This is a genomic window from Tangfeifania diversioriginum (assembly GCF_900141875.1).
Taxonomy (GTDB): Bacteria; Bacteroidota; Bacteroidia; order Bacteroidales; family Prolixibacteraceae; genus Tangfeifania; species Tangfeifania diversioriginum.
The window spans coordinates 35,665-61,726 of record NZ_FQZE01000005.1 but is presented as its reverse complement, the minus strand read 5'-3'; the positions used below and the strand labels follow the sequence as shown (position 1 = coordinate 61,726).

General features: G+C 42.2%; 27 protein-coding genes. 14 read left to right on the top strand and 13 right to left on the bottom strand.

What is annotated here, in order from left to right:
- Nucleotides 1–6: 6 nt before the first annotated feature.
- Nucleotides 7–447 carry a Dps family protein gene (locus BUC07_RS04600; RefSeq protein WP_073166252.1) on the bottom strand — a complete coding sequence of 147 codons (441 nt, stop codon included), beginning with the start codon at nt 445–447 and terminating at the stop codon, nt 7–9.
- Nucleotides 448–535: 88 nt separating this feature from the next.
- Here BUC07_RS04600 and BUC07_RS04595 point away from each other — a divergent pair, with 88 nt between their 5' ends.
- Nucleotides 536–1,486 carry a hydrogen peroxide-inducible genes activator gene (locus BUC07_RS04595; protein WP_073166249.1) on the top strand — a complete coding sequence of 317 codons (951 nt, stop codon included), beginning with the start codon at nt 536–538 and terminating at the stop codon, nt 1,484–1,486.
- A 235-nt stretch (nt 1,487–1,721) separates the two neighbouring features.
- Here BUC07_RS04595 and dnaK read toward each other — a convergent pair whose 3' ends face one another.
- Nucleotides 1,722–3,665, bottom strand: a complete 1,944-nt coding sequence (gene dnaK / locus BUC07_RS04590; protein ID WP_073166247.1) for a molecular chaperone DnaK — start codon at nt 3,663–3,665, stop codon at nt 1,722–1,724.
- Between the two features lie 179 nt (nt 3,666–3,844).
- A complete protein-coding gene (locus BUC07_RS04585) occupies nt 3,845–5,236 on the bottom strand; it encodes a hypothetical protein (RefSeq protein ID WP_139279468.1) in 1,392 nt (463 codons plus the stop codon).
- Between the two features lie 172 nt (nt 5,237–5,408).
- Here BUC07_RS04585 and BUC07_RS04580 point away from each other — a divergent pair, with 172 nt between their 5' ends.
- From BUC07_RS04580 to hepT, 3 genes are read left to right on the top strand one after another with little or no spacing between them, the layout of a single operon-like run.
- Nucleotides 5,409–6,518: an acyltransferase family protein gene (locus BUC07_RS04580; protein WP_073166241.1), complete on the top strand. Its 1,110-nt coding sequence runs from the start codon at nt 5,409–5,411 to the stop codon at nt 6,516–6,518.
- 39 nt (nt 6,519–6,557) lie between these two features.
- Nucleotides 6,558–6,971, top strand: a complete 414-nt coding sequence (gene mntA / locus BUC07_RS04575) for a type VII toxin-antitoxin system MntA family adenylyltransferase antitoxin (RefSeq protein WP_175552460.1) — start codon at nt 6,558–6,560, stop codon at nt 6,969–6,971.
- Entirely contained in the window at nt 6,931–7,353 is a 423-nt protein-coding gene (hepT, locus tag BUC07_RS04570; RefSeq protein ID WP_245792636.1) for a type VII toxin-antitoxin system HepT family RNase toxin, read from the top strand. The genes mntA and hepT overlap by 41 nt, the downstream gene beginning before the upstream one ends.
- Here hepT and BUC07_RS04565 read toward each other — a convergent pair.
- Nucleotides 7,350–8,648: a hypothetical protein gene (locus BUC07_RS04565; RefSeq protein ID WP_073166235.1), complete on the bottom strand. Its 1,299-nt coding sequence runs from the start codon at nt 8,646–8,648 to the stop codon at nt 7,350–7,352. The genes hepT and BUC07_RS04565 overlap by 4 nt on opposite strands.
- Before the next feature lie 169 nt (nt 8,649–8,817).
- Here BUC07_RS04565 and panB point away from each other — a divergent pair, with 169 nt between their 5' ends.
- Together panB and BUC07_RS04555 are read left to right on the top strand one after the other, a co-directional pair.
- Complete coding sequence (gene panB / locus BUC07_RS04560) at nt 8,818–9,633, top strand: 3-methyl-2-oxobutanoate hydroxymethyltransferase (protein WP_073166232.1); 816 nt, start codon at nt 8,818–8,820, stop codon at nt 9,631–9,633.
- 25 nt (nt 9,634–9,658) lie between these two features.
- A complete protein-coding gene (locus tag BUC07_RS04555; protein ID WP_073166229.1) occupies nt 9,659–10,369 on the top strand; it encodes an RluA family pseudouridine synthase in 711 nt (236 codons plus the stop codon).
- On the opposite strand, the gene cdd is transcribed toward BUC07_RS04555, so the two are convergent.
- Nucleotides 10,347–10,829, bottom strand: coding sequence for a cytidine deaminase (cdd, locus tag BUC07_RS04550; protein WP_073166227.1), 483 nt, complete (start codon nt 10,827–10,829; stop codon nt 10,347–10,349). The genes BUC07_RS04555 and cdd overlap by 23 nt on opposite strands.
- Before the next feature lie 172 nt (nt 10,830–11,001).
- On the opposite strand from cdd, the gene BUC07_RS04545 reads away from it, so the two are divergent.
- The 3 genes from BUC07_RS04545 to BUC07_RS04535 all read left to right on the top strand — a co-directional run bounded on the left by BUC07_RS04545 (nt 11,002) and on the right by BUC07_RS04535 (nt 13,662).
- Complete coding sequence (locus BUC07_RS04545; protein ID WP_073166224.1) at nt 11,002–11,940, top strand: glucosaminidase domain-containing protein; 939 nt, start codon at nt 11,002–11,004, stop codon at nt 11,938–11,940.
- Between the two features lie 40 nt (nt 11,941–11,980).
- The gene (locus tag BUC07_RS04540; protein WP_073166221.1) at nt 11,981–12,652 is read left to right on the top strand and encodes a TIGR02117 family protein; all 672 of its coding nucleotides are present in this window, start codon (nt 11,981–11,983) and stop codon (nt 12,650–12,652) included.
- A gap of 86 nt (nt 12,653–12,738) precedes the next feature.
- A complete protein-coding gene (locus tag BUC07_RS04535) occupies nt 12,739–13,662 on the top strand; it encodes a Ppx/GppA phosphatase family protein (RefSeq protein WP_073166218.1) in 924 nt (307 codons plus the stop codon).
- A gap of 26 nt (nt 13,663–13,688) precedes the next feature.
- On the opposite strand, the gene BUC07_RS04530 is transcribed toward BUC07_RS04535, so the two are convergent.
- The 8 genes from BUC07_RS04530 to BUC07_RS04495 all read right to left on the bottom strand — a co-directional run bounded on the left by BUC07_RS04530 (nt 13,689) and on the right by BUC07_RS04495 (nt 21,368).
- Nucleotides 13,689–14,555: a protoheme IX farnesyltransferase gene (locus tag BUC07_RS04530; protein WP_073166192.1), complete on the bottom strand. Its 867-nt coding sequence runs from the start codon at nt 14,553–14,555 to the stop codon at nt 13,689–13,691.
- Nucleotides 14,552–15,496 carry a cytochrome c oxidase subunit II gene (gene coxB / locus BUC07_RS04525; protein ID WP_073166190.1) on the bottom strand — a complete coding sequence of 315 codons (945 nt, stop codon included), beginning with the start codon at nt 15,494–15,496 and terminating at the stop codon, nt 14,552–14,554. The genes BUC07_RS04530 and coxB overlap by 4 nt, the downstream gene beginning before the upstream one ends.
- Before the next feature lie 4 nt (nt 15,497–15,500).
- On the bottom strand, nt 15,501–15,785 hold the full coding sequence (locus BUC07_RS04520) for a cytochrome C oxidase subunit IV family protein (RefSeq protein WP_073166188.1): 285 nt from the start codon (nt 15,783–15,785) through the stop codon (nt 15,501–15,503).
- An 11-nt stretch (nt 15,786–15,796) separates the two neighbouring features.
- A complete protein-coding gene (locus tag BUC07_RS04515; RefSeq protein WP_073166187.1) occupies nt 15,797–16,417 on the bottom strand; it encodes a cytochrome c oxidase subunit 3 family protein in 621 nt (206 codons plus the stop codon).
- A 14-nt stretch (nt 16,418–16,431) separates the two neighbouring features.
- Nucleotides 16,432–18,042 (bottom strand): cytochrome c oxidase subunit I, encoded by a 1,611-nt coding sequence (locus BUC07_RS04510; protein ID WP_073166185.1) that lies wholly within the window; start codon nt 18,040–18,042, stop codon nt 16,432–16,434.
- A gap of 7 nt (nt 18,043–18,049) precedes the next feature.
- On the bottom strand, nt 18,050–18,877 hold the full coding sequence (locus BUC07_RS04505) for an SCO family protein (protein WP_175552459.1): 828 nt from the start codon (nt 18,875–18,877) through the stop codon (nt 18,050–18,052).
- 300 nt (nt 18,878–19,177) lie between these two features.
- A complete protein-coding gene (locus BUC07_RS04500) occupies nt 19,178–20,029 on the bottom strand; it encodes a DUF4405 domain-containing protein (RefSeq protein WP_083578093.1) in 852 nt (283 codons plus the stop codon).
- On the bottom strand, nt 19,992–21,368 hold the full coding sequence (locus BUC07_RS04495; RefSeq protein WP_073166178.1) for an FAD-dependent oxidoreductase: 1,377 nt from the start codon (nt 21,366–21,368) through the stop codon (nt 19,992–19,994). The genes BUC07_RS04500 and BUC07_RS04495 overlap by 38 nt, the downstream gene beginning before the upstream one ends.
- Nucleotides 21,369–21,719: 351 nt before the next feature.
- Between BUC07_RS04495 and BUC07_RS04490 the strand changes: the two genes are divergently transcribed.
- The 5 genes from BUC07_RS04490 (at nt 21,720) to cysK (ending at nt 26,037) form a co-directional block, all read left to right on the top strand.
- Nucleotides 21,720–21,950 carry a DUF4492 domain-containing protein gene (locus BUC07_RS04490; RefSeq protein WP_073166609.1) on the top strand — a complete coding sequence of 77 codons (231 nt, stop codon included), beginning with the start codon at nt 21,720–21,722 and terminating at the stop codon, nt 21,948–21,950.
- Nucleotides 21,951–21,955: 5 nt separating this feature from the next.
- Nucleotides 21,956–23,512: a cytochrome ubiquinol oxidase subunit I gene (locus BUC07_RS04485; RefSeq protein ID WP_073166175.1), complete on the top strand. Its 1,557-nt coding sequence runs from the start codon at nt 21,956–21,958 to the stop codon at nt 23,510–23,512.
- A gap of 18 nt (nt 23,513–23,530) precedes the next feature.
- Complete coding sequence (gene cydB, locus BUC07_RS04480) at nt 23,531–24,661, top strand: cytochrome d ubiquinol oxidase subunit II (protein WP_073166172.1); 1,131 nt, start codon at nt 23,531–23,533, stop codon at nt 24,659–24,661.
- Nucleotides 24,662–24,775: 114 nt separating this feature from the next.
- Nucleotides 24,776–24,904 (top strand): hypothetical protein, encoded by a 129-nt coding sequence (locus BUC07_RS21415; protein WP_262509487.1) that lies wholly within the window; start codon nt 24,776–24,778, stop codon nt 24,902–24,904.
- Nucleotides 24,905–25,125: 221 nt separating this feature from the next.
- Nucleotides 25,126–26,037 (top strand): cysteine synthase A, encoded by a 912-nt coding sequence (gene cysK, locus BUC07_RS04475; protein WP_073166169.1) that lies wholly within the window; start codon nt 25,126–25,128, stop codon nt 26,035–26,037.
- Nucleotides 26,038–26,062: the final 25 nt, after the last annotated feature.

The following is a 26,062-nucleotide window of genomic DNA, read 5'->3' as shown; positions in this document are numbered from 1 at the left end:
TTGTCATTAGCCGAGCCACGATTTCAGCATCCAGATGCGTTTTTCGGTGGCTCCGATTAAATCACCGAGCAAAGCTGAAGTTCCTTCATCGCCGTCGGCGGTTTCAAGTACTTCGTACAATTTTTTCAGCAATGCCTGGCTGTTGTCGAGAACAATCTTTACGCCTTCGCTACCATCTGTAACGGTTCCGGCTTCTTTCAAATCGGAAACTTTCACATAGTCGGCAAACGTGTGCAATGGCTGTCCTTCAACCATTAAAATACGTTCAGCAATTTCGTCCACAACATCGGCTGTTTCGTTGTACAGCTCTTCGTACTTTTCGTGCAGTGAAAAAAACTGGGCCCCTTTTACATTCCAGTGCAATCCTCTTAAATTCTGATAAAAAATTTGATAATCAGCCAGCAGGCCGTTTAATTCGTCAACTAATTTTTGATTTTTTGTACTCATAATTATTGATTTTTTTGTTTTGTTATTCAATACTTCAAAGATACTATTAATTATATTTTCTATCTTTATATAACTATAAAGTTTACTTATGCTTAATATTAATCAGCTGGAATATTTAAAAACATTGGTTCAATTTGGCAGTTTTTCTGTTGCAGCAAAAAAACTACAAATCACACAACCCGCATTAAGTTTGCAAATCGCAAAGCTGGAAAAGGAAATTGGATTCCGGCTGCTCGACCGCCGGAAACGCCCGCTTGAGTTAACATCTGAAGGTGAGGTGTTTTACCAGAAAACGGTGGACATTTTACTGAAATTTCAGGAGCTGAACAAAGTAACTACCGACATGGGGGAACAAATCTCTGGCAATTTGAAAATTGGAATTATTCCCACTTTGGCGCCTTATCTTGTTCCGATGTTCATTAACGATTTGAATAAAAACTACCCGCAGCTACAGGTTGAAATCAGCGAACTTAAAACAGAAGAAATTATTCATGAATTAAAAATGGGCAATCTCGATTGCGGCATTCTTTCCACTCCGTTAAGTGCTATCGGAATCGATTTCAAACCGCTTTTTTACGAACGGTTTTATGCCTACATTTCACCCAATCACCCGCTTTGCCACACAAATGAACTCAAAATAGCCGATTTGAATGAGGAAGAAATCTGGTACCTTGAAGAAGGAAACTGCTTCCAAAACCAGGTGAACTCCATTTGCAAAATCAACTACCAGGAGCAGGCCAATCAAAATCTGGTTTACCGCAGCAACTCAATAGAATCGCTGCGCCGGATTGTGGAAAATAAGGGCGGTATCACTTTTATTCCGGAACTGGCCACCATTAATGTTTCGGCAGAGCAGGAAGATTTAATCAAAGCGTTTTCAGAAGATCAGCCGACCCGCGAAATCAGTGTGGTTACCCTGAAAAATTATGCGGGTGAGCGACGGATAAAAGTGCTGCAGGATTCGATTTTAAAAAACATTCCGCAGCGCATGAAAAAACAGCCCACCAACTGGATTGTGGATACGAACATCAGGATATAAAAAAGCTTTAATTTTATTGAGCAGGTCAACTGTAATGATCAGCTCAACCGGCCTCATTTTCACCTGCTGACTTCGGGTCAGCTGGTGAATAAATTGGAGTGCCTCTGCTTTTTCTATTGAGCAGGTGACTGAGAGTCACCAGCTCAACCCAAAAAAAAAGCCCCGCCAAAACTGGCAGGGCTTCATTTAATCTTGCAATTACCCGGGGTAGATTTCCTCAGGTTATATCTGCTTCTTATTTCACTTCTTCAAAATCAACGTCGGTTACTTCACCGTCGTCTTTATCATTGCCGCCACCTTGCTGGCCGCCTTGCTGCTGACCACCCTGTGGTCCTGCCTGTCCGCCCTGCGGACCTGCCTGCTGGCCACCCTCGGCTTGCTGCGCATTGTACATTTCCTGAGAAGCAGCAGAGAATACTTTGTTCAGTTCTTCCATTGATGAATCAATAGCTGCTATATCCTGGTTTTTATGCGCTTCTTTCAGTTTGGCCAATGCATCTTCAATTGGCTTTTTCTTATCAGCCGGAATTTTGTCGCCGTAATCTTTCAGCTGTTTTTCAGTCTGGAAAATCAAACTGTCGGCCTGGTTCATTTTATCCACTTTTTCTTTGGCCTGTTTATCGGCTTCGGCATTGGCTTCAGCTTCTTCTTTCATCCGCTTAATTTCGTCTTCCGACAAGCCGGAAGAAGCTTCGATACGAATTGACTGCGATTTTCCTGTTGCCTTGTCTTTAGCGTGAACATGCAAAATACCGTTGGCATCGATATCGAACGACACTTCAACTTGTGGTACTCCACGCGGGGCTGGCGGAATTCCATCGAGGTGGAACCGTCCGATGGTTTTATTCCCCGATGCCATTGGGCGCTCGCCCTGCAACACGTGAATTTCAACTGAAGGCTGGTTATCAGCGGCAGTAGTAAATGTTTCCGATTTTTTGGTTGGAATGGTGGTATTGGCCTCAATTAATTTGGTCATTACACCGCCCATGGTTTCAATACCCAGTGAAAGCGGGGTAACATCCAGCAGCAGTACATCTTTTACTTCACCGGTTAAAACACCGCCCTGAATAGCTGCACCAACGGCAACCACTTCGTCAGGATTTACTCCTTTCGATGGATTTTTGCCGAAGAAACTTTTTACTTTTTCCTGTACGGCCGGGATACGGGTTGAACCACCTACCAGGATAACCTCATCAATTTCGCTGGCAGAAATTCCAGCACCTTTCAGTGCCTTGCGGCATGGTTCGATGGTGGCATTCACCAACGTATCAGAAAGTTGTTCGAATTTAGAGCGTGATAACGTTTTCACCAGGTGTTTTGGCACACCGTCAACCGGCATAATGTAGGGCAGGTTAATTTCGGTAGATGTTGAGCTCGACAGCTCGATTTTGGCTTTTTCGGCAGCTTCTTTCAAACGCTGCAGTGCCATTGCGTCGCGTTTTAGGTCAACGCCTTCGTCTTTTTTAAACTCTTCGGCCAGCCAGTCAATAATCACCTGGTCAAAATCGTCGCCCCCAAGGTGCGTGTCACCGTCGGTCGATTTTACTTCGAAAACGCCGTCGCCCAACTCAAGGATGGAAATATCGAAAGTACCTCCACCAAGGTCGAAAACGGCAATTTTCATGTCTTTGTCTTGCTTATCCAAACCGTAAGCAAGTGATGCGGCAGTTGGTTCGTTGATAATACGTTTAACTGTGAGGCCGGAAATTTCGCCTGCTTCTTTTGTTGCCTGACGTTGTGAGTCGCTAAAATAGGCAGGCACAGTAATTACGGCTTCACTCACTTCCTGTCCCAGGTAATCTTCGGCAGTTTTCTTCATTTTCTGAAGCACCATTGCCGAAATTTCCTGCGGTGAATAGTTACGGTCATCAATCTGAACCCTTGGCGTATTATTATCTCCCTTAATTACTTTGTACGGAACCCTGCTTACCTCTTTTGATACTCTGTCGTAGGTTTCTCCCATGAAGCGTTTGATTGAAGAAACGGTCTTCTCGGGATTGGTAATAGCCTGACGTTTGGCGGGGTCGCCAATTTTGCGTTCCCCATTTTCAATAAAAGCCACAATTGAAGGAGTTGTTCGTTTTCCTTCGCTGTTGGGGATTACAACAGGCTCATTACCTTCCATTACCGATACGCATGAGTTGGTAGTTCCTAAGTCTATTCCAATTATTTTTCCCATTAGTATATTTTTTTAATGAATTATTTCTAAAATTTCGATGCATACTATTCAATCATTGTGCCACCTGAAAAGATGATGGTTTTAACGAAAATCTGACACAAAATGGCCTGAAATCGGATTTCAGCTTGTCAAATCCGGTGACAAAAAGGCAGGAAACAGCTAACTAAACAAAAGTAATATCAAAAGATAGCATAGTTTATTATTAGTTGATTGGAAAGAAAGGTTTGTTTATTAGTAGAAATATCAGGATTATCATTCCAATTAAGGGTCAAAACCGAGTTTACCGAAGCTTTTAACCGTGGAGAAAAATAATAGTGCAAGGCTCCATTAAAAGAACCAAAGACTCTGTTATGGTCTTTATTATACTCATCTCCTTCATTATAATCATATCTATAATAACGGCCAACTACCCCAAATGATGCATGAGTACGTGTATTTAAAAACCAATCATACCCATAAGAAATTGTGGCAGCTAAAGTATTATAATCATTCAATAATCTATTATCTGTATCATCAATAAAAAAGTGATTAAAATATAACTTTGAAGAAAAATGGCGTTGCCATTTTAACCTTATAGGTTTATAAGAATCAACCGTAACAGATCCACCAACTGCTTTATCTTTGAAATCATTTTTATCAGATGTGACTGTCTTTTCAAGTTGAAAATCATAATCTTCCGTCCTGGTTTTACTGAAATGATAATCGATCCTTCCTAACAGGTCAAACTGAATACGTGTCCCTGAATATCTCATCTCGTTTCCATAACTCCACATGTCGTATAAAGAGGTGAAATAAGTTGCATCCGTCTTATCAACCAGCCCCAATTGTGTAAGTGTTGAGTCGAGGCTTTTTATCTCAAAAATTCTTCGCAAACGGGAATCAAAAAAGCGCTGATTTCGAAGTTCTGCAACTTTATCTGCCAGTTGGTAAATCACATTTTCACCGGGGATTTTTTCCAATCTGTCATTTTTTCCCAAGTCTTCCAGAATATAAATCGCTCTTCTTAAATCCCCAACCTGTTCAATTCTACCATAACCTCCACCAAATTCAAGCTTCGGAGCAAAATACAAATCCTGTGAATACGTTTTGTCACTCAAACTTTCATCATAATTTGATAAGTTCTTGTTGTAATAAACAAACCTGTTAACATTAATTTCCGGAGACAAGGATAAGAACCATTTATTATGACGAGGATAAACACGTCTAATACAACCAACTCTTAACGAATGGTAATATCTGTCGTCCTTATCAAATTTCAAATTTTTCGTTTTTCCCCAGTCCAACTGAAGATCTGAAGTTAGGTTCATCCATCTTTCCACTTGAAATTTATCGGTATTCAAAAAATATGAATAATCTGCATTCAATTCGTTATTCAAATCAAAAAAATAAAACTTGCGATCATCCTGATAAGAATCAGTAGTAAAATCTGCATTGTTTTTAAAATTAAAATCCAATTGATGCCGCTCAATTTCAGGTAATTTATATTCCGACAAATCGATATTTTCGAACTGGGCTTTTGAAGAAAAAATAACAGCAACGAATAAAAATGTAAGGAAAATAAACCGTTTCATGATTTTGATTTTTTGGTTTTCTTTTATAAAACAAACTTCATTCCAACTAACCAATAACAATCATCAAAAATACTTAACAAATGCTAAATCCAAGATTACGAGCCACTTGTTAAATTTCTTATCTTTCGGAAAAAGATTATTAATTTTGGGGCTCAATTTAAACCGAATAAAAATGACGACTAAATCATTGCGGACCGAACCCCAAAAACGCCTTTACTCGCTCGATGTATTGCGTGGTTTCGATATGTTCTGGATTACCGGCGGCGGGGCACTGGCCATTGCCATTGCTCAACTTTCAGGTGCCGGATGGCTCGAAAACCAGATGCACCACGTTGAGTGGGAAGGTTTCAAATTCTACGATCTGATATTCCCGTTGTTTATGTTTATTGCGGGAGTGGCCATCCCCTTTTCGGTAAAATCGAAACTGGAAAAGAATTTCCCGAAACGAAAACTTTTTCTGAAGGCTTTAAAAAGATTGGTTATTCTTATCCTGCTGGGAATTTTATATAACGGCACGTTCCGCAGCGGTTTCAGCGACGGCCGCATTGCCAGTGTGCTCGGGCAAATTGGCATAGGCTACTTTTTTGCCGCGCTCATCGTCATCTATTTTAAATCGTTTCGGAGCCGCATAATCTGGCTCGTCAGCATCCTGACCGGATTTGGAATTATTCAGCTGTTAATTCCAGTCCCCGGATTTGGAGCTGGTGTACTCACACCCGAAGGTTGCATTAACGGATATATTGACAGTTTGCTCCTGCCCGGAAGAATGTATGGCGGAACTTTCGATCCCGAAGGAATTTTATGCAGCCTCTCGGCCACCGGAATTACACTGATGGGAACCATTGCAGGAAATATCCTGCGCAAAAAAGATTCAACCGACTGGCAAAAAATCGGCTACCTGGCAGTGTGGGGAGCAGGTTCAATTATTCTGGCGCTGGGGCTTTCCACATTCTACCCCATCATAAAAAGTTGCTGGACTTCCACATTCAATCTGCTCACAGGTGGCATCAGCTTCCTGCTAATGGCACTGTTTTACCTAATTGTTGACCACTGGGGAATTCACAAAATATTCTTCTACTTCAGAGTAATCGGGATGAATTCAATTTTTGTGTACCTGTTTACCCGAATTATAAACGTACAACGTATTTCGGAATTCTTTTTCGGCTGGCTGGCCCAACCACTGGGTGATAACAGCCACCTGGTAATTTTGCCCGGCAGCCTTTTAATTATCTGGCTGGTGCTTTATTACATGTACAAGAAAAAAATATTCCTGCGGGTGTAAATCGATGTTTCTTACTATTTTTACTGAAAACAGATTGAAGTGAATAAAAAACAAACCGAAAGGAAGATTACCAATTTTTTGAAAAAAGCAATTCCTGGGTTGCTGGGGATATACATTTTCGGAAGTTTTGCTGAAAACAGGCTAACACCTGACAGTGACATTGACATTGCGTTTTTGACATGGGAAAAAATTTCAACCGTTGAGAAGTGGAAAATTCAGGAAGAGTTAGCTTCTCTGCTCGATATCGACATCGACCTGGTTGATTTAAAAGATGCATCGGTTGTGTTGCGCGCCGAAGTTGTTGAGAACGGAGAGCGCATTTACACTGAAAATGAGTATGAATGTGACAATTTTGAAGTTACTACGTATTCAATGTATGCTGATTTGAATGAAACAAGGAAGGATATTCTAAATGAATACAAAGAAAAATTTGGACGAAATTCTGATAAATAAACAAGCCACAATTAACCGGTGCATAAAAAGAATAAAGGAAGAATACCAGGATGATTTCAGAGAAAATTTCACCCGGCAGGATTCCGTGATTTTAAATATTGAAAGGGCTTGCCAGACCGCCATTGACATAGGGAATAGAATAATTAAGCTTAATAAATTAGGACTTCCCCAAAGCAACAGGGATACATTTACTAAACTTGAAAAGAACAAAATAATAACACCGGAGTTAAGCAGCAAAATGCAGGCAATGGCAGGGTTTCGCAATCTTGCTGTGCATGATTATGGTTCCATAAATCTGGATATCGTTGTTAACATCGTGGAAAATAACCTCGATGATTTGAAAAGTTTTGCGGAAACAGTGATTATGAAAACTCAAAGTTAATACCTGCTTCTATAAAACGAAACCGAAACTTCCGGCCCGGGCAACACAAATGTATCGTTTTCAGCAATCCGCCACGAAAAAGCCAAATCCATCCGGTAATTGGAATTTAGCTGCGAGTAGTAATTCACGTAAGGAATGAAATTGTGGCGGACAGCGCCAAAATCGTCCATGTCATTCACAATTACACCCGGGATATATTTCAGTCCAAAATCGAAACTGGATTTCAGGTTGGGATAAAAACTCCAGCCCAGTTCTGTTTCCAGTAAAATCCAGTCGCGCTGTTTATATCTGTTGTAGCTCAGTGAAGCACTCAGGTTTCGGTTCCATTTTAAACTACAATATTTGGCATCTTCAAACTTAAGGTACCCACCGTAAATAAAATCGGGCTCGCGATTGAAATAATTGAAAAACGGTCCCAGTTCCATCCGGGTTCCTTCAAAACGGGGTAAAAATTCACCCATTCCCCAGTCGGATAAAACAGCTCCGGGGGATTCCAGCATCAACTCCCGGTTCATAAAAGCGGTTAACTGCCCGGCTTCCGTTTCGGGGTCGTGCCCCGTTCTGGCGTCTCTTGCATGTTTTATCCGGCCAATTTCGCGGGCCAGCAGCACAACCTCCCGGTCAGAAAAGTTCCTTCTTTCATAATTTTTTTCAAGAAGATATTGTGCAATCATGAAATGATTCATTGGATTTAACCTTCCGCGTCCCCAGCCTGCTTTTGCCTCAAAACCATACCTCAGTTTCGAAAGATCCGATTTTTGGGAGTAAGAAGATTCCAGCCCAACAGAATCGGTATGCGTGCCGGTGGCATCTCTGCGCAGCAAGCCGTAGCTTCCCCAAGCATCCACTTTAACAATGGTGTAATTTTTAAGATCGTAATAAAAACGGCTGCTGTAACGGGCTGCTGCTTTTGCGCGTACTCCCGTCATTTTTTGTTCCGCATCAATTATTCGGGTTGCCGAACTGTCGAGCATTGTACCATTCCCGTAAAACGGGCCAATTTCAAAATTGTAATCCCATACCTCCTGTTTAAACAACGCTAAATTCCAGTTGCGGTTGGCCCACCGGAACCGCAGATAATTTTCTGTTATTTCTTCAAAATCGTTTGTATTTTCAGTACGAATTTGTTCGCGTTCTTGTTGTAAACTGTAAACAACCCCGGTGTTCAGTTCCTTTTTAAAATAGTTGAAATACGACAAGCTGTCAGTTAAAATTTCATCTGAAGCGTAGCTGTGCGAATGGCTAAAAATCAGCACAATTATAAGTAGCATTCCTGAAAATCCGATTCTTTTCATTTCCTGAACATTTCGTTAACATTACAAAGTAACTAAACTTCATTAAACCCCGAATATCAGACCGGTTAATAAAAGTTAAGCATATATGATTTTTCATTTCGGAAACCGCTGCTGTTGCGGAGGTAAAAACCTTTGGTTACTTTTGTATAGAAATTAAATATCAATAAAAATGTCGGTACACAACGAAATAAAAAAAGTGACCACTCACCGGTTATCGGAAATGAAACTGAGGGGTGAAAAAATTGCCATGCTCACTGCTTACGATTTCAGTATGGCCAGCCTCGTTGATGAAGCGGGCCTCGATGTGGTTCTGGTAGGCGATTCGGCTTCCAATGTAATGGCTGGCCATGAAACCACGCTGCCCATCACCCTCGACCAAATGATTTATCACGGGGCATCGGTAGTAAGAGCCGTTAATCGCGCACTGGTGGTTGTGGATTTACCATTTGGAACGTACCAGGGTAATTCGCGCGAAGCTTTAATTTCGGCCATCCGCATAATGAAAGAAACGGCTGCCGACGCTGTAAAACTCGAGGGCGGTTCGGAAGTTATCGAATCGGTAAACCGGATAATATCGGCCGGAATTCCGGTGATGGGACATTTAGGTTTGATGCCGCAATCTATCCATAAATTCGGGACCTACACAGTACGTGCAAAAGAGGAAGAAGAAGCTGAAAAACTGATCAACGATGCCAAACTGCTGGAAGAGGCGGGATGTTTCTCGGTTGTGCTGGAAAAAATCCCGGCGAAACTGGGCGGGAAAGTGGCTGAAAAGCTAAAAATTCCTGTTATTGGAATTGGCGCCGGCAACCAGGTGGACGGTCAGGTACTCGTTATTCACGACATGCTTGGCATTACCCAACAATTTTCGCCCCGGTTTTTACGCCGTTACCACAACCTGGCAGCCGAAATAAAAGGAGCTGTGGGTTCATACATAAAAGATGTGAAATCGCAAGATTTCCCGAGTGAGAAAGAGCAGTATTGAGGAAGTTTAAAATTCGGGGTTTAAAGTGGAAGTACTTTACGAAGACAATCATATTATTGCGATAAACAAAGCCTGTGGTGAGTTGGTGCAATCGGATATCACAAATGAGCGTACCCTGGTGGACGACATGAAGGAATATCTGAAAAAAAAGTACAACAAGCCCGGGAATGTTTTTGTGGGACTGCCACACCGGCTCGATCGACCTACCAGCGGAGTAATGGTTCTGGCCAAAACCGGCAAAGCACTCGAACGGCTGAACAAATTGTTTAAAGAGCGTGGCCAGATAAAAAAAACCTATTGGGCCGTTGTGAATAAACGCCCGCCCAAATTTGCCGATACGCTGGAACATTACCTCAAAAAAAACACCACCAAAAACAAAAGTTTTGCTTACCCCAAACCAATCCCGGGAGCCAAGCTTGCAAAGTTAAATTACCGCCATGTGGCAAGTTTGCAACGCTACCATTTGCTCGAAGTAGAATTACTGACCGGAAGGCATCATCAAATACGTGTTCAGCTGGGCACGCTTAATATGCGCATTAAAGGCGATTTGAAATATGGCTTCCCGCGTTCCAATAAAAATAAAGGCATCCACCTGCATGCCCGCAAACTTGAATTTATCCACCCGGTGAAGAAAACGCAGGTTACCATTGTTGCCGACCCCCCGGATGACCCGGTATGGAACGAATTATTAAAACTATTCAGGGAAAACAAATTCAGTCCAGTGATTCCGGTTTAAACGCAAATGGCAGCAAATCTTCAACTCCCGCCAAAACATGGATTTTTTTCTTTCCGTCGAGAATGATTCGTATGGGTTTACCAAAACGAAACTCGGCTTCTGCCAGTGCCTGGCGACAGGAGCCGCAGGGCTTTACCGGCCCGTCAACAATATTTGCCCCATTAATGGCGGTTACGGCCAGTGTTTTCACGGCCACATCAGGATAGGTGGCATTGGCATAAAAAAGGGTCACCCGCTCAGCACAAAGTCCTGCCGGATAAGCCGCGTTTTCCTGGTTATTTCCGCTGAAAATTTCATCGTTTTCCAAAAGTAACGCAGCCCCTACATAAAAGGTTGAATAAGGTGCGTAGGCATTTTTGGCAGCTTCGCGGGCAATCTTCACTAATTTTTGATCTTCGGCAGGCAATTCGTCCACCGATTTATATTCATATACGAAAATCCGTAATTCTTTCGTTTCCATACCAGTGATTTTGCTCAAATGTACAATTTTTCAAAAAAATGAACGCATGTAAAATTGTTGAAAAGAAGCGACAAACGAAATTCACGTTGAACTGTTCATAAAAAAATGCAATTATCATAAAAAAAGCAACAGAAGAAATTATTTTTAACGCAAAATAAGAAATCAACAAAGGATGAAATATATTCTTCTAATCATATTCATTTTCTTTACCGGGTTAATTGCCCGTCCGCAATCAACCCGCCAGCAGTATATAACTAAATACCAACTGCTTGCCATTGAAGAAATGGGCCGAAGCGGAATACCGGCAAGTATAAAAATGGCCCAGGCTGTGCTGGAATCGGGAAACGGAAACAGCGAACTTTCGCGAAAATCGAACAACCATTTTGGCATCAAATGCAAGCGAAACTGGAAAGGCGGGAAAGTTTACTACGACGACGATGCAAAAAACGAATGTTTCCGGAAATACAAATCGGTGGAAGATTCGTACATCGACCACTCCAACTTTTTGATGTCGAACCCACGCTATGCCTTTCTTTTTCAGCTGGCACCCGACGATTATGTGGGCTGGGCCAAAGGCCTTAAACAGGCCGGCTACGCCACGGCGCGCGACTATGACAAACGCCTGATTAAAATTATTGAAGACAACAAACTGTACCGCCTCGATTACAAAGAGAGTTTCAGCCCGCTTTTGGCCTACAACGAAAACAGGCCACTCAACGAAGGAATGAACTCCGGTGTTACCATTAATCCTTTTCAGGCGCACGAAATAGTTGAAATAAACGGGCTGGAAGCCGTAATTGCAAAAAAAGGCGATACCTACGAAATTATTGCCCAGGAACTGGACATGAAACCCTGGCAGCTTTACAAATTTAACGACTCCGCCGAAGGTTACCGCCCGCAACCACGCGAGGTGGTTTACATTGAACGAAAAGACCGGAGAACATCAAAAGACCAGCTCACCCACACGGTTTCGGCAGGCGAAACCATGCACTTTATTTCACAAAGGTATGGCATCAGGCTGAAACCACTTTATCGCCGCAATCGGATGGATTTTGGCGACCAGCCTTCCACAGGGGAAATAATTAATTTACGTAAAAGAAAACGGAACTAATCGGTTGAAGGTTCTACTCCATTCTTTTTATCTTTAAAACATGGTGTGGAATAGCAGAAATATCAAAAAATGGGTCAAGCCATTGAAAAATGGATTGGCTTTGCTGATTGGTTTACCAGTGCTTTACTTTGCCGCAGCCCTGCTGCTTTCGGTTCTGCCCACGCACCCGTCAGAAAAAAACTGCCGCCCCGAGCATAAAATTTTTGTTTCAACCAACGGCGTTCACCTCGACATCATTTTGCCCGTTGAAAATGTTGACCCTGATTTGCGTTCACAGTTACAGTTAGCTGCAGGCACCCGGTTTGTTGCGTTTGGCTGGGGCGACAAGGAATTTTATATAAAAACCCCCGAGTGGTCGGATCTGACTTTTCCGGTTGCATTCAGGGCACTGTTCCTGAAAACGGAAACGGCCATGCATGTTACCTCACTGGGCCGCTCGTTTAACAACTGGAAGGAAGTGGAAATCTGCGACGGGCAACTCCACGCTTTAAACAACTACATCGATTCCTCCTTTAAAAAAAATGCAACCGGTGAATTACAGAAACTCGATTTCCCGGGTTACACATGCCAGGATGATTTTTATGAAGCCAACGGAAAGTTTACGATTTTTTTTACCTGCAACGTTTGGGCTAATAATGCTTTGAAAAAAACCGGAATTAAAACAGCTGTATGGTCACCATTCGATTTTGGAGTACTACATCATTTGCCCTGATTTTTTAAATCCCCAAATTTCATTTTAATACGTAGGAAATTGAATCAGAATTTTAAAATATGCATCCAATTTCATAAATTTACTATATGCGAGTTGCTGTAATCGATTTGGGAACCAACACTTGTAACCTGCTGGTGGCAGAAATTAAAAATCGTGCATTCACCATTCTTCACCAGAGCAAGCAACTGGTTCAGCTGGGCGACGGCAAAATTCAACAAAATGAAATCAGCAGTGAAGCAACCAACCGGGTACTGGAGTGCCTCAGGGTTTTCAAAAAAATAATTTCAGAATTACATGCCGAAAAGGTGCGATTTGTGGCCACTTCGGGCATCCGCGATGCAAAAAATAAAATTGAACTGCTTGAAAATATCAGTTCTCAAACCGGCTGGGTGACCAAAATTGTTACAGGCGAAAATGAGGCGCAGCTAATTTTTGAAGGTGTATTGCTGGCATTTGAAAAAATAAATGCCCCAACTGTTGTGCTCGATATCGGGGGTGGAAGCAACGAAATGATTATGGCCGAGAAAAACCAGCTCATCTGGAAAGACAGCCAACCAACCGGCATGGCGCGGGTAATCAACCAGTTTTCGCTCTCAAATCCATTAAAATCAGAAGAAATTAAAACACTTGAAAATTACTTTACCTCCCGGCACGCAGCTGCAATTGAAAACTGCAAAAAACGCAGCGTGCAATGGTTAATTGGCTGTGCCGGTGCTTTTGACACCATTGCCGACCTCATCGATAAAGTAAACCCCGGCGAAAAACAGCGGATACGGCAGGAAATTTCACTTCCTGATTTCAATCGGGTGTATGACAGCTTAATAGCATCGACCCGCGAAGAACGCCTGAAAATGAAGGGGATGGACAATGTGCGAATCGACTTGATTGTTCCCGCCATGATACTTATCCGGAAACTTATTTCAGCCATTGGAATCAGGCGAATCATTCAAACCGATTATGCACTGCGTGAAGGCGTATTGTTCGAATTGATAAATACCCAAAAGGCTTAATAAAATTTATTGGTGTGTATTTTGCGTCAGCGCAACAAACCTTCTGCAATTAAAAACAGCATCATAAAAAGGTAAAGAAAGTTGAGCTGGTAGAATGCCTGAAGCACCTTAAAATTCTCCCTGAATATAACCGAGCGGCTGAGTGAAATCATCAGAAACAGCACATAGGCAAGTAAAATAAATAACAAAATGCGACTGGTAAAAACAAAGAAAAGAACCAAGAAAGCTGATGCAATTGTGGTAAGCACCCAGGCATAAGTAACACGTTTTAGCTGCACTTCAGAAAAGATATCGGTCAGGCTGGGAAGACCTGCCAGTTTATACTGGTCGCCAAAAAGCATTAAAAGCAGCCAGAAATGTGGAATCTGACCGATAAAAAAGAAAGTGGCGACAATGAGTATCGTTTCTGAAAAAATCTGCCCACCGGCAGCCGTCCAGCCAATGAGTGGCGGAAGCGCCCCCACCAGCGAACCCGGAATTACTGCAAAAGCAGTTACCTTTTTGAGCGGGGTATAAATAAGGTTGTAGGATGCCAGGGTGGCCCAGCTCAAAACCAGGGCAGTTAATGGATTCGAAAATAGTAAAATGAATGAACCGGCAGCTGCATAACCCAAAGCTACCATAAATCCCTGCAGTGAAGTAATTCTGCCCGAAGGAAGTGGCCTCAACTGTGTGCGGGGCATTTTAGCGTCGGTTTTTCGTTCCTGCCAGTGATTTAATGTTCCCGAGGCGCAGGCCATTAAAAATACGCCCAAAGCCATCAGCAAGGCCTGACTGTTTATTTCGCCCTTGTACAAAACAAAACCCGCAAGTGCAGACAAAGCAACGGGCAAAGCGATTCGCACTTTGCCCAGTTCAACAATAATTTTCAGGAAGTGTTTCAAAATGTTCAATTCACTGTTTTGAGGTATTCAATAATATTGTTGACATCTTCTTCGGAAAGCTGGCCTTCGTAGGAAAGCATCAGTCCTTTGTTGAACCCGTCAACCACATCGGCATTGGGTTCGTAAATCGAACGGCGGACATATTCCTCATCAACAACTACCTGCCGTTCTTCGCCGTCTGTCACCACGGTAATTTCTTCTCCCCATATTCCTTTAAAAGAGGGACCTACCAAACGGGAACCATCCAGTGAATGGCAGGCAAAGCAGCCAATATTTTGCATTATCCGCTTACCGGTGGCTGTGGGCGAATCGATATTTTCAGCCAATACCTGTGTGGTATCGGCAATCCACGACTGGAAAGCAGTGTCTTCCATCACATTCACATAAGAATACATATAGGAGTGTTGCAGCCCGCAATATTCAGCACAAAACAATTCATAAGTACCTTCTTTTTGCGGTTCAAACCACATAAAATTATTTTCTTTCCCGGGAACCATGTCCTGTTTTACCCTGAAAGCCGGAATATAAAGGCTGTGCAACACGTCCATTGCCACAAGGTTCAGTTTCACCGGCTTGTCTTTGGGTAGGAAAAGTGTATCGGTACGTTTACCGTTTTCGTACTCAAAAGAAAAGTTCCACATTCGCCCGTAAACGGTAACTTCCATGGCATCGTCAGGCACTTTTGTCATGGGCTTGTAGCCCGCCCAGCCGAAATAAAACATCAGCAAGGTTAAAAGAAGGGGGATTACGGTCCATATTATTTCCAATTTTGTACTTCCTTCAATTTGTTTTGCAACCGGATGCCTCTTGCGGTTGTACTTGTAAATAAAAACTATCATTAAAACAGTAAGGGAAATCAGAAAGAAAAATGAAATTCCCAGTATTACCAGAAAAGTAAGATCGACACCCTTCACAAAATTAGACGCCTGTGTAATTTCAGAACTGTACATGGTTTTATCGGTATAAATAATCTAAAAATGTGACAACTATGGTTACTACAAGAATTGCAAAGACAAAACCTACCATTATTTTAATGTATGGCTTATCGTACTTGAGGTGCATAAAATAGGTGAGCACTAAAAAAGATTTCACTACTGCAAAAATCAATGCACCTGCAACAGTATATTTACCCAGGTCGTAACCGGTTATGGCAATTGATAAAAAAGTTAAAACCACCAATGCTACAAGTACGAAAGCATAAACGCGGTAGGGCACAATATGGGTTTTTTCGTCTGACATAAAAAATAGGTTTAAACAATTAGATAAAACAACGGAAAAAGGAAAATCCAGATAATATCGACCAGGTGCCAGTAGAGCCCGGAGTTTTCGAGCAGAGCTGATCTCCCGGCATGAACCTTTCCTCTGGCTACTTTCCACATTACCACGGCAATAAAAACAAGGCCGATAATAATGTGCAGTGCATGCAGCCCGGTCATAATAAAATAGAGGCCAAAAAATAAAATCTCACCCTGGCTCAATGTTTCGGCCAGGGTAGCAGAGCCCGGAAAAATACCGTGGTCAAATTTAGCCCCCCACTCAAAGTATTTATTCACCAGGAAAACCACACCGATAACAAAAGTAATTCCGTTGAGCAACAGCGTCAGCGGTTTATTATTTTTCTGAAGTGCAGTTACCGACATGGCAATAGTCATACTGCTAACAAGCAAAATGAGTGTATTAACAGCACCTGTAAACGTGTCGAGCTCCGCGGCTGCCAAATGGAACGCATCGTGGTTCAGGTAGCGGTAAACGGAATAAATGACGAAGAGAATGCCAAAAAGCAAAAGCTCGGTAAAAATAAACAGCCACATTCCTATTTTTGATGCTTCTGCATCGTAATGGTCGTGAGGTGCGTGTGTAACCTTTTCCATTATTGATTCAGTTTTTAATAGTTGTACGGTCCGTCATCTTCAGCTATTTCCGGAATTTCATCAAAATTTTCAACCGGCGGCGGCGAAGGAACAGTCCACTCCAGGGTCTTTCCTTTCCAGGGATTCATTTCCGCTTTTTCACCCCTTCGCGCAGATCGCACAAGATTTACTATAATAATGATAAAACCCGTTGCAAGTATCCATGATCCGAAAGTACTTAAAATATTTCCGCCATGAAATTCTTCCAGGTAATCGTAATAACGTCTTGGCATGCCCATCATACCCAAATAAAACATGGGTGAATAGAGTGTTAAAAAGCCAATAGTAAAAACTATCCAGCCGATATTGGCCCAGGCTTTGTCGTACATGCGGCCAAATATTTTCGGAAACCAATAATGGATGGCGGCAAAAAAGGCAAAGCCAGTACCGCCAAAAACAATGTAGTGAAAGTGGCCCACCACAAAAGCTGTATCGTGCACATAAATATTGGCAGCGAGCGCCCCCAAAACGAGTCCGCTTAACCCGCCAATCATAAATACAAAAATAAAAGAAATCGCCCAGTAAAAAGGAGTTTGAATATTTATCGACCCTTTATACATGGTAGAAATCCAGTTGAATACTTTTATTGCACTGGGTATTGCAACCAGAAAAGTAAGCAATGAAAAATAGTATTGGGCTGTTCCGCTCATTCCGGCGGTAAACATGTGATGCCCCCAAACAAGGTAACCCACAAAAGCAATAGCCATAGTTGAAGCAATAATTGCTTTGTATCCAAAAATATGCTTCTGCGAAAATGTGGGTATAATTTCGGAAATAGCTCCCATGGCCGGAAGAATCATTATATAAACAGCCGGATGGGAATAAATCCAGAACAGGTGCTGGTAAAGAATCGGGTCGCCGCCAAGTGCCGGATCGAATATTCCAACTCCGAAAAGGCGTTCGAGCGCAACCAAAACTAGCGTAATACCAACAACCGGAGTGGCAAGCAGCTGAATCCAGGCCGTTCCGTAAAGCGTCCATACAAACAAAGAAAGTTTACTCCACTTCAACCCCGGGCAACGCATCCGGTGGATGGTAACCAAAAAATTCAGTCCCGTCAATATGGAAGAAAAACCGAGAATGAAAGCCCCGAAAATAGCCGGCAGCATATTAGTTCCGGTTTTAAAACTGTAGGGTGCATAAAACGTCCAGCCGGTATCCGGAGTTCCGGGGCCAAACAGCAAAGCAGCCAAAACCAAAAATACACCTGCCACATAAAACCACCACGAGAGCAGGTTAAGTTTTGGAAAGGCCACGTCTTTGGCACCAATCATTATGGGCAGCAGGAAGTTCCCGAACACAGCCGGTAGCCCCGGAACCACTACCATAAAAATCATAATAACACCGTGAACCGTGAATGTGGCATTGTAATCCTGGGCATCCATAATGGTTTTGCCGGGGGCCAGCAGTTCAAGTTTCATGGCTAACCCCAGCAACACCCCTACCGAAAACATAACAGCCATTGAGTAGAGGTAAAGTAATCCGATACGCTTGTGGTCGGTTGAAAAAATCCATCCGAACAAACCTTTGAACCGCCCGCGGTATTCCAAATAGTTTGCCTGATTTACAGCATTTGTAGATTGCATATTCAGTTTAGTTTAAATATTTAGCTTTTTTCTTCGGTTTCAATACCAAATATAGTAATAATACCACTGCGAAAAACATTATTACCGCTCCGCCAACCTTTGTAAAGTTCAACACATAAGACTGACCGGCAGGATCGTAGGTAAAACAAAACCGTAAAACTTTATTCATTGTAGGTCCCGACTGCCCTTTTGACGCTTCCACAATAGCCATTTTCCATTCAAACGGCAAAAATTGCATCCCGTTCAGGTAGCGGGTGATTTTTCCTTTGGGACTGACTACCGTAAGTGATGCCGCGTGCAAGTAATCGTTGCCGGTTTTCCGGTACCTGAAACCTGTTGCTTCGGTAGCACGCTTAATACTTGCGCTGTCGCTCACATAAAAAAGCCAGCCTTTTTCAGCTTCAGCAGCTTTCTCATCCGACATTAACCCGAGGTAATTATTTTTCTTTCGGATGCCCAAATCAATCGTCTCCACCGGATCAAAACTGATGGTTAATACCTGGTAATCTTCACCGGCCACCAGTTCCGATTTATTCATTACCCCGGCTACTGCTTCCATTAGCGGGCTGCAAATTCCGGGACAACGATAATAAACGAAGTTGATTACAGTGGGCTTATCAATTACATCGGACAACCAAACCTGCTCACCATTTTCATTAATTAACGAAATGCTGTCGGGCAAAAATTCATCGAGGTGCTCAACTACCCCAATTTCAACGTCTTCGGAGTTTACAGCCGGATTTACAGCTGCCTGCCCAAAAATAAAAAAAGGAATTAACAAAAATGTGAAGAGCGCCCCGGTGCGATTAATCTTCTTCAAAAAAATATCTCTCATAAAAAACATACCCCTTTCAAAAAATAACCAAACTCATTCAAATTCTAACTCAAATATTGTAACCCGAATAATTCATGAAAAGTTCAGGCAAATAAGATGTGTTTCACAATAAACCATTTTATAGAATGAAAGTTTAAGGGAGATGTAATTTTTATAGAATGTTGCAGCGGTTTTTTATTTTTACTTCAACTCCGGGAAGCACTACTTCCGGGTACTGAAAAACCAGCTTTACTGTTCATAGCCAAAACAAACAGGAAGTTGTATTCGAATTTCCAGCCAACAGAAAAAATCGTTTGGGCTTTATTGACTGTTGTTATGCTGAGTCTGGTCACCCGTTGAGTGTTGCAATGCCAGAATACATTCTTCAACCTCACGCATAGAAAATCCATAAATCCTGCGGATACGGCCCAAACGCTCATTTGATGAAACATCTGACGGAATATTTAAGGTGTTCTTTAATTTGGCTGCTGAAACATTATAATTTTTGGCAAGTGTGCCAATTGTGTGGTAGCCTTTTATTTCGAGCATTCGAGCCTCTCCATGTCTTCGATTTTGGTTTTGGTGTATTGCTTGTGTTTGTGGCAATTCATTTAATACTTCTGATGAAAGCGGTGTTCTGTCTTCGGATTCGGAAGGTAAATACGCACCAGAAGTCCGGGAAACATTCCGGCCACCCCTTTCGCCTTGTCCGCGGATAGATTCGCCCAATTCAACCTTCAGGAAGAAAGGAGAAATGAGAATCAGCAAGCTCACAACTGTTATAGCCGAAACCAATGCATACCTTTGAGGTCGCAGGGGAGTTAACCGTCTGAAAAGGCAAATTATTTGCTTCCAGTGAAACACAATATGCAATACAAGAAGCACTGCTAACATTACCCCCAATACAAGGTGGATGAAACCCCATTGATGACGGTCTAAGCCAAACAGGGTCATTTCAATATTACTGCCGAATTTTTCCCACCGCGCTTCACCTGAAATTAATGTGTAACGAATAAGAAAACCGATAACAGCCAATGCTGCCATCACCACAAACATTAAAATGTCTATTACAATATTAACTTTTTGACGTGTTACCGGTTTCATTTTTAACATACTCAGGTAGATGAAAAATTTATTATTTTCTTGCTGTAAACATAATTTTTGATGCGGCATTTTCGGCTGCTTTCACCAGCGGATATCCTGCAGGTGAGGCTGTAAGCAACGGATGTGTGCCAAATTGAGCAGTAAGCAGTGAATTCAGCGTCATTTTATTCTGAACGATGATTCCCAGTGTATTGGTTAATTCACCCGCCGAAAGGCCGCCATACACTTCGCCGCCTAAAATTACCCCGGCTTCCTTTCCAACCACAAGTTTTACAAACTGTTTATGCGTATCTTCCAAAGCACCGGGATGCCGGTCGATGCCTTCGAAAGTGCCTGTTATAAAATCGAAATTCTCTGCTGCTGCCTGGGTCTCGGTAATTCCAGCAACGCCAAATCCTGTTTCGCCAATGGCAGTAGAGAAAATTGAAATGGTGCCGATAAACGTTTTAATAGCCGACAGTTTAAACAGGTTCATTCCGGCAATACGAGCCTCGGCACATGCTGTTGATGCCAGCATTACCGGCGAAGGTTTGCGGGTAAAAAAGTCACGTTTTTCAGCACAATCGCCCACGGCAAAAACGCTGGAATCTTCCGTGCGCATGTAATCATCAACTTTTATAAAACCTTTGTTACTAACAGGAAGACCAGCTTCTCCGGCCAGTTTGGAGTTGGGCTGGTAGCCCATTGCCAAAATCACTGCATCAGCTTCAATCTTTTGCCCATCATCGAGCAGTACACCATCGGCTTTTCCATTTCCTGTTATCTCCGAGACAAGTGTTCCGGTTAAAATTTTCACTCCCCTTTCAGTGAGTAAACTTTCAGCTCTTTCCGAAATATCTTTATCGAAAGCCATGCCCAAAATGTTTGGCAATTTTTCTACCATCGTAACATTTTTACCGGCTTTTCGGAGTTCATCTGAAATTTCGATACCAATAAATCCGGCTCCAATGGTTACAATATTTTTGGCATCCGTCAGTTTCGTGTGCATTTCATCGAGGTAAGTTTTATTTTTGGGAACCTTGAAAACATTTTCCAGGTCTGCACCTTTCAACCAGCCAGGGTGTATTGGAGTAGAGCCGGTGCCAATAACCAGTTTATCGTAAGCAATTACGCTTCCCGATTTAAACCGCACATTTTTTTCTTTCAAGTTAATCTCCTCGGCTATATCCACGACCATTTCTATATCATTGGCCTCAAACATTTTATCGGCCGGAAGAATATCATTATCAGAACTTCCCACCGACCCAAAAATATAAGGAATTCCGCACGGGATGAGTGTTTTGGGATTTTGTGTTGTGACCGTAAATTTTTTATCCGGATAAACTCTTTTTCCGGTTAGTGCCGCAACCAAACCTGCCGCACTGCTTCCAATTACCAAAACATCGGTTTGTGTTTTATTGTTGTCCATTTCAATTAGCTTTAGATTTAAACAAACTTAATTTCATTTCAACAACAAATTTAACGAACAAATGATTAATTATGAAACTTGTGACCAAATATTTTTCAAGCCAGAACAGGTAGAATATATAACTTTAAATATCTTGGAAAGAAGCGTCATATGAGAGTTATATCCGCTATCTGAATATCAAAATTGCCAATATTGCTGTAAAACATATTTCTGGTTTGATACTGACAACTAATTTAGTGATTAATGAAAGTACTGTTTTCAGTTTTCAATATTTTATTTAATTTCAAACTTTTAAATATCGAACTACCATCAACTGCTGAAAATATAAATTCAAAAAGTTATTTAGTACGGATGGACAATAAAAATGAGAATATTTTGCTGCGTGTCTGGAGATTCTATTTAAGCGGGTTTAAAAATATGAGCAACTGGGGCAGGCAGGTTTGGATAATCATCTTAATCAAACTGTTTATCATGTTTGCCATTCTGAAAATTTTCTTTTTCCCTGATTTTCTGAACACAAATTTTAAAACGGACCAGGAAAGAAGTGACTATGTACTCGAAATATTAACAAAACCAAAATAATTGAAATGGTTGAAATTGCAGATTTATCATTAGTAAACTGGTCGAGGGCACAATTTGCACTCACGGCCATGTACCACTGGTTATTTGTGCCGCTCACCCTGGGTATAACTTTTATTATCGCGTTTATGGAAACGCTGTATGTAAAAACAGGCAATGAGGAGTGGAAACGAATAACCAAATTCTGGATGACCCTGTTCGGCATTAACTTCGCCATTGGGGTGGCCACCGGTATTATTCTTGAGTTTGAATTTGGCACCAACTGGTCGAATTACTCCTGGTTTGTGGGCGACATTTTTGGTGCGCCGCTGGCTATCGAAGGCATTTTTGCCTTTTTCATGGAATCCACTTTCATCGCCATTATGTTTTTTGGCTGGAACAAAGTGAGCAAAAAAACGCACCTGCTGGCCACCTGGTTAACCGCCATCGGGGCCAACATGTCGGCCTTGTGGATACTGGTTGCCAACGGCTGGATGCAAAAACCGGTAGGCATGGTTTTCAACCCTGAAACGGCCCGTAACGAAATGGAAAGTTTCTGGGATATCCTGTTCTCGCAGGTTGCAGTTGATAAATGGCTGCACGCCACATCATCGGGGTTTGTGTTGGCTTCAATTTTTGTGATTGGCGTTTCGGCATGGTTTATTCTTAAAAAGCGCGAAATTGTTCTGGCAAAAAAGAGTATTCTTATTGCAGCGGTTTTCGGCCTCATTTCGTCGGTTTACCTGGTACTTACCGGCGACAACTCCACCCGCACCATTGCCAACGACCAACCCATGAAATTTGCGGCAATCGAGGGATTGTACAATGGTTCCGAAGGAGCCGGGCTGGTGGCAGTAGGGTTGTTTTCATCGACCGAAACCGACCCGGACAATGAAAACCTGAAGGATTTCTCCATGAAAATTGAAATCCCGAATTTTCTTTCTTACATGGCTTTTCTCGACTGGAACGCCTTTGTTCCCGGGGTTCATGATTTAATCGACGGCAACGAAAAGTACGGTTACATGCCCGCAAATGAAAAAATTGAACGCGGGAAAGTGGCCATTGCAAAACTGTCAGAGTTTAAAGAGGCTAAAAAAGCGAAGAACGAAGAACTGGCCAATTCACTAAAAGCTGAACTCACCAGCGACGACTTCCAGAAGAATTACTTTAAATATTTCGGATATGGCTATTTTGAAGATGTGAACGATTTAATACCCAATGTACCACTCACTTTCTACAGTTTTCACCTGATGGTTGGCCTCGGATTTATGTTTGTACTGCTGTTTGCATTGTCGCTGTTTTACCTCATAAAAGGACAATTAACTGAAAAACGGTGGTTTTTGCGGCTCGCTGTCATTGCCATTCCGCTGGCATACCTTGCCAGCCAGGCCGGATGGATTGTTGCAGAAGTTGGACGCCAGCCCTGGGTAGTACAGGATTTAATGCCAACCATGGCCGGTGTAACCCGGATTAGTGCAGGCTCGGTGCAGGTAACTTTCTGGCTGTTTGCTGCCCTGTTTACAGTTTTGCTTATTGCCGAGCTGAAAATCATGTTCCGTCAAATTAAAATTGGTCCGAAACACTAAAAAAGGAGGAAACAAATTATGTTCGAAAATTTATCATACTTAGCATTGCAACAATACTGGTGGGTAATCATTTCAGTACTGGGTGCGCTTTTTGTTTTCCTCACTTTTGTTCAGGGAGGACAAACATTGATTTACCGAATAGGAAAAAACGAAAACGAAAAGTCTATTTTACTCAACACCCTGGGCCGGAAATGGGAATTTACTTTTACCACGCTGGTTACATTTGGCGGCGCTTTCTTTGCTTCTTTTCCACTGTTTTATGCTACCAGTTTTGGCGGGGCCTACTGGGTTTGGCTGCTCATTCTTGCAGCTTTTATTATTCAGGCAGTAGCTTACGAATTCCGTAAAAAACCAGCCAATTTCCTGGGCGCAAAAACCTACGAAATATTCCTGGTTATTAACGGTTTGCTGGGCACCATCTTAATAGGAACAGCGGTGGGCACCTTTTTTAACGGCGCACAGTTTTCACTGAACGATATGAACCAGGTAATCTGGCAAACTCCCTATCGTGGTTTGGAAGCCGTTTTCACATTTCACAATGTGGCACTTGGATTGTCGGTGTTCTTTTTGGCACGGGTACTTGGCCTGTTGTATTTTATTTTCACAGTTGACCATGATCTTATTGTTGCCCGTTCGCAAAAACAACTTTTTTTATCGGGCTCTACATTCCTGATCTTCTTCCTGTACTTCCTGGTATGGCTGCTGCTGAAAGAAGGGTTTGCCGTAAATCCGGAAACGGGCGAGGTTTTTATGGAAAAATACAAATACATGCACAACCTGCTTCAAATGCCGGTAATTGCGGGTATTTTACTCGTTGGGATCGCAGGTGTACTCTGGGGAATCATCTCCACTATGTTTAAGCACAGCACCAAAGGTTTTTGGTTTGCCGGCTCGGGAACTGTGCTCACTGTTTTTGCCCTGTTTATTATGGCCGGATTCAACAACACCGCATTTTACCCATCGGCTTACGATTTGCAGTCGTCGTTAACAATACAAAATGCGTCGTCAAGCAAATTTACATTAACGGCCATGAGTTACGTTTCGCTAATGATTCCGTTTGTGCTGGCCTACATTATCTACTTTTGGCGCGCCATGAACCGGGAAAAAATTACAGAACAGGAAATTAAAGAAGAATCGCATGTTTATTAATAGAAATTCCAAAAGTCAAAATCCAAATTACATTGGCTGAATGTTTGGAGTTTGAACATTGTTTATTGGAATCTAATTGTATTTTGCTATTTGAATATTGAAAATTTAAAAAATATGTACACGACACCTATATTATGGATGCTGAGCTGGCCTGTTATCATAGTAATTTCCTACTATGCAGTTAAATGGGCCGTGAAAAAATACGGCGCGAAACTGGAAAATGAAGAGGAGCAACAGGAATAAAATCTAATTTTTTTGCCTCTTCTTATTTAGAAGTAATAAAAATTACATATATTGCCGGCAATATGATGAACACCTTGTGTAATATTATTTGTTACTGTTTCCGAAAAACCGGGAAGGTGTTGATTGTATAATAAATTGAAATTCAATTATTAATTATATAAACGAAGGCCTTCCCAGAAAATGGGAAGGCCTTTTTGTTTTAACCGTTTAAAAAGAAAATTATGAAGGCAAACAACATTTTAGAAACCATTGGCAACACGCCTCATGTAAAAATGACCCGTCTTTTTCCTGCCGATTTTGAAGTGTGGGTAAAAGTTGAAAAGTTCAATCCCGGCGGGAGCATAAAAGACAGAATTGCCCTGTCGATGATTGAAGATGCCGAAAAGAAGGGACTGTTAAAACCCGGTTCGGTAATTATTGAGCCAACATCGGGAAACACAGGAATTGGCCTGGCACTGGTGGCAGCAGTGAAAGGTTACCGTCTCATCCTTACCATGCCTGAGTCGATGACAATAGAACGTCGCCAGGTATTGATGGCGCTGGGAGCCGAACTGAAACTCACCCCGAAAGAAAAAGGGATGAAAGGTTCGATTGCCAAAGCTGAAGAACTGGCCACTGAAATCAAAGATTCCTGGATCCCTTCGCAATTTACGAATCCGGCAAACATCGACGCTCACCGTAAAAAAACAGCCAAAGAAATTATTGATGATTTCCCGGAAGGAATCGATTATTTGATTACCGGCGTAGGAACAGGAGGCCATATCAGCGGGGTGGCTGAAGTGCTGAAAAAGGAGTTCCCAAAGCTAAAAGTACTGGCTGTTGAGCCCTCCGACAGCCCGGTGATTGGAGGTGGAGATCCCGGTCCGCATCAAATCCAGGGCATTGGTCCCGGTTTTATGCCTGACACACTGATTAAAGACCTGCTTGATGGCACGGTGGAAGTATCAAAGGAAGAAGCTTTTGAATATTCCAGGAAAGCAGCCCGGGAGGAAGGCCTGTTTGTAGGTATTTCCTCAGGGGCATCATTGGCTGCAGTGGCAAAAAAAATTAAGGAATTGCCGGCAGGTTCACGAATACTCACATTTAGTTATGACGTGGGAGAAAGATACCTCTCCGTTGATGGATTGTACTAACCAAAAGAGGGAGTTCAAAAAATGA